We start from the raw sequence: 4,655 nt of genomic DNA, 5'->3' as shown, positions 1-4,655 counted from the left end.
AAATGGTGATAGTCCTAATATGGATATATTACACGATGTTAAAGCACATGTTGTAAAATACGGTAAAAAATCATCAAATGACGTAATTATAGAAAATATATCTTTTGACGATTTAGGATGTGGTTCTTTTGATTTAAATTATAGTGGAAAACATATAGGTAATTTTAAGTTACATGTACCAGGACTTCACAATATCTATAATGCTACATCAGCTATAATCGCTTCAATAGTATCTGGAATAGATGTAGACACTATCAAAGAAGGATTATTAGATTACACTGGTGTTGGTAGAAGATTTGAAATCAAAGGTAAATATCACGACGCTACAGTTATAGATGACTACGCTCATCACCCAACTGAAATAAAAGCAACTTTATCTACTGCGAAGAGATTTAAAAAAGGAACTTTATGGTGTATATTCCAACCACATACCTACAGTAGAACAATATCTCTATTAGATGAGTTCTCTGAAGCCTTCTATTCAGCTGATAAAGTTATAATAACTGATATATTTGCTGCAAGAGAAGATGACCCTGGAACTATACATTCTAAAGATTTAGTTGAAAGATTAAATCACAATAATGTAGATGCAACTTATATATCAAAATTTGAAGATATAGTAAAATATCTAAAAGAAAATATAAAACCAGACGATATAGTAATGACTATTGGAGCTGGACCTGTTTATTTAGTAGGTGAAGATTTATTAAAACAAGAAGACTAATTGCTCGTCAATTAAATTCTTATAAATAATAAAAATTAAAAACTCTGAACCTTATCAAGACATCATTTATCTTGATAAAGATTCAGAGTTTTTTAATGCATATTATTTTTCTTCATCAGCTATTTTAAATACTTCAGTTTTTATATAATCATAAAGACTATTTGATACTTCATAATAAGAGATTAAATCATTTACTTTTATTTTTACGTAATCCTCTCCCATTATATCAACTCTTGCTTCATAATTATCTGCTGATATATTAATAGTAAATTTATACTTACTTCTTTCTCTAGCCTTTTCTGGTTGTATTTTTCCAACCAATCTTTTTTGAACCATCTTGCTAGCTAGATCATCGTAATTCCATCCACTTATTTTTTTAGTTTGATCTCCATAATCTATAGTAACCTGTTTCCATGTTTTATATTGCTTTATAAAATCAAAAGAAGTATAGATACTTGTATCTAAAATTTCTTTAAATTCCTTCTTATAAGATACAGGAACTTTGTAGTATTCCTCTTGATTGACAGTATAAACTCTAAATACATTTAAATCTGTAGAAAATTTTATTTCATCGTCTGTATACCCTTCGTACGTAGGTGAATAAGAATCTGGCGTTCTAATCTTACTGAATTCTTTAAATGAATATTGGAATTCTTCCACCTTCTCTTCTTCCATTCTAACATTTGAAACATTCCCATCTGATATATATATTTTATTTTTATCTTTAAATTGATCTAATAAGCTTCTAGTATCTACCTTTTCTTGTGTAGTTGTAACTTTAGTTCCTTGAGTATTCTCCGATATCTTAGAAAAAGCTTTAAAAGATATAAAATATATAACAAAGAAAAGGACTACTCCCATTATTAAAATGGCTCTTTTCTTTATTTTTCTTTTTTTTGACATTTTATTCTCTCCTCCATGCCCTTAAAATCGTCTATGATAATTATATAACTTTTCATTTAATTTTTTAAGTATTATTTACCATTATTAAGACAATCTTTAGAATTACAATTAGGACATGAAGCATTTTTTATATTTTCAATTTGTTCTATTAATTCCTTATCACATAAACTCAAACCATTGCTACAAGGCTCTACATGAACTGTTATCCCCTTTATAATTTCCATTTCATTTATTAAATTTTTTTCTAAACGAGTAGCTATATCATGGCCTTGAGCTACTGTTAAGCTACCATCAACACATATAACTAAATCTACATATGCAAACGCACCGTGTTTTCTTGTTCTAACTGTTTTTACATGTTTTACGCCTTCAATTGATTCAGAATACTCTATTATTTGTTTTTCTTGTTCTTCTGATATAGAAACATCCATTAACTCATTCATTGCTTCCTTAAATATTTCAAGTGCAACCTTACAAACTATTATCGCAACTATTATTGTTGCTGCAGGCTCTAATACTTTAAAGCCTATCATGGCTCCTCCTATACCGATAAAAGCAGCCACTGATGAAAGTGCATCTGATCTGTGGTGCCATGCATCGGCTCTAAGTGAAGGAGAATTTATTTTTTTAGCTACTCTTATAGTTATTCTATATTGATATTCTTTTATTAATATAGATATTATAGATACTATAAGTGGCATTAATGTAGGTACCTTTACAGCTTCTAGGTTAAATAATTTTTTTACACCTTCTATACCAATTGTTACTGCTACTACTGTTAACATAATTGATAACAAGAATGACACTAATGTCTCTGCTTTTTCGTGTCCATAATTATGATTTTTATCTCTTGGCTTTGATGATATTTTATTTCCTATTAAAACACCCACTGATGTAATAATATCTGATGCTGAATGTATACCATCTGCTATCATCGCAGTAGAATTCCCAATTATCCCTGAAAATATTTTTATGGCTGATAAAAACATGTTCCATAAAATTGCCACCATTGTTACTTTACTTGCCTCTTCATATCTTGTTTCCATTTATTTCCCTCCAAATCAACTTTATATTATTATTTAGGAATATCATTTCCTATATACTATTAATGAATACTTTTTATATGTTAATGGATATATTTTTCTATCAATATTAATTATCACCTTCCAAAAACGTAAAAATCACCTAGGTTCACTAGGCGATTTTTCTTTTCATATTCTATCAATTCTTTTTATTATAACACTTTTAAATTAAATTTGTGTAAAATTTTTTATTTTTTCACTTCCATTTTGTTATCTTTCTATCTTTCGAGCTTTAGAATCTATAAAGCACAACCAATATCCTAAGCTATTATTTCTATTATCACACGATTGGTATGTTGTAAAACCTGTAGTACCCTTATCCGGTTGCTCTGATTTTTTGCCCGGAATTGCATATATATAATACTTTCTCTTGTTATATTCATCGTATTGTACTCCAAATAAATAATGTCTGTACTTATATGAATTCATGGCTATATCGCTGTACATTGTGTAATTCAAGGTGTTTATATATCCTAAGTAAGGCATTGTATATCCACACATTGTATTTTGATTTATATCTATTTTCCACCATCTAGTATTTTCTATATAATCTGCTGCAAAGGGCTTAACCTCTTTGAAATATTTAAGACCCTTTTTTATTTGTCTTGGCATAAGTAATTTTCCTGATGTCTTTTCGCTAACTGAATTTGCATTTAATGTGTTGTTAAATTCATCTCTCATTATCTTTTTCTTATTTTGGTTCTTATCTTTTAAGTTTATTTTCTTAGATTTGCTATTTTTTAATTGAGATGTATCGTTGCTTCGTAATTTTTGTTCGATTTTATCAGGTGTACTATCTTGAACCTCTTGTTCAGACTTGATATATTCGACGTTTTCATATTGTTTATCTTCATCTATATCCTTTTGCGGCTCATCTAGATTTTGAGATTCAATTGGTTCAGTTGATATATTTTCTTCAAGATAACTTCTATCATCGTCTTGATTATATTCTAAGTCATCTTCATAGATATACTCTATTTCTTCATATTCATATTCACCATCTGAATCCACATATTCTACTTCTTCTATCTCTTCATATCCATATTCATCACTTGGGTCTACATATTCGACTTCTTCATATTCCTCAAACTCCTCTTCAGGCTCAAATATCAGCTCTTCATAATTTTCAAGCTTATTTCCTTTAAAGCCTATAAGCGGAATATATTTATCATAAGTCAATGCTACAGCCTTAATATCGCTATCGTCTTCGTTTAAATCTAGCACAAATTCACCTTTTCCTTGAGAATTTAGGTTAATTCTTCCTAAATTTAATTTTTCATAGTCACTTCTAAGGGCGATTACATCGTAACCGTCTTTTAAGTTTTTTAGATTTTCGACGTATAAAGCGATTACTGACTTTTCATCGTTAATTTCTATTTTTGCAAAGGCTTTAGGAAGGACACGCTCTTTACTTCTAAAATTCATGTCCTTTGCCTCTAGTATAATATAGTCCCTTTTAAATTTTCTTTTAGAACCCACTATTTATCCCCCCAAACATAACTTCTCAAAATATTATATGTTTGAGGTTTTGGAAAATAGTATTATTTAGATGAAATTTTATTTATTTCATTTGATAAATTAGCAAATTCATCTATGCTAAGAGTTTCTCCTCTTCTCTTTGCATCTATGTTTGCAGCTTGTAGAGCTTCTTTTATTTGGTCCTTTGTTAAAAATCCTAATCCTCCTAAAGAATTTAGAAGAGTTTTTCTTCTTTGACCGAATGAAGCCTTTACTGTTTTGAAGAAAATATCTTCATTATCTACTTCATATTTTCTCTCGTTTCTTACATGAAGTCCTATAACTATAGAGTCCACGTTTGGCTGTGGCACAAACATATGTCTCGGAGCTTTTGCAACTATTTCTGTGTCGCAGTAGTATTGAACTGCTACTGATAGCTCACCGTAATCCTTTGTAGATGGTTTGGCATTCATTCTATCTGCAACTTC

General features: G+C 29.3%; 5 protein-coding genes. 1 reads left to right on the top strand and 4 read right to left on the bottom strand.

All coding sequences use genetic code 11. The features are described 5' to 3' along the window. The coding region (locus ACI3VO_RS06620) for a glutamate ligase domain-containing protein (RefSeq protein WP_439757147.1) at positions 1-724 on the top strand (724 nt) is incomplete at its 5' end. 102 nt (positions 725-826) lie between these two features. Here the strand turns inward: ACI3VO_RS06620 and ACI3VO_RS06615 are convergent. The 4 genes from ACI3VO_RS06615 to ACI3VO_RS06600 form a co-directional block, all read right to left on the bottom strand. Further along, a complete protein-coding gene (locus tag ACI3VO_RS06615; protein WP_439757146.1) occupies positions 827-1,627 on the bottom strand; it encodes a hypothetical protein in 801 nt (266 codons plus the stop codon). 71 nt (positions 1,628-1,698) lie between these two features. Beyond that, on the bottom strand, positions 1,699-2,673 hold the full coding sequence (locus ACI3VO_RS06610) for a cation diffusion facilitator family transporter (RefSeq protein ID WP_439757145.1): 975 nt from the start codon (positions 2,671-2,673) through the stop codon (positions 1,699-1,701). A gap of 246 nt (positions 2,674-2,919) precedes the next feature. Continuing rightward, positions 2,920-4,188 (bottom strand): hypothetical protein, encoded by a 1,269-nt coding sequence (locus ACI3VO_RS06605; protein WP_439757144.1) that lies wholly within the window; start codon positions 4,186-4,188, stop codon positions 2,920-2,922. Positions 4,189-4,250: 62 nt separating this feature from the next. Beyond that, positions 4,251-4,655, bottom strand: a 405-nt coding sequence (locus tag ACI3VO_RS06600) for a ribosomal RNA small subunit methyltransferase A (RefSeq protein ID WP_439757143.1), incomplete at its 5' end; no start/stop codon positions are given.

Origin of the sequence: Intestinibacter sp. (assembly GCF_051866655.1) — a bacterium.
Taxonomy (GTDB): Bacteria; Bacillota; Clostridia; order Peptostreptococcales; family Peptostreptococcaceae; genus Intestinibacter.
The sequence above is the reverse complement of the archived record's forward strand: the minus strand, read 5'-3'. Positions and strand labels throughout refer to the sequence as shown.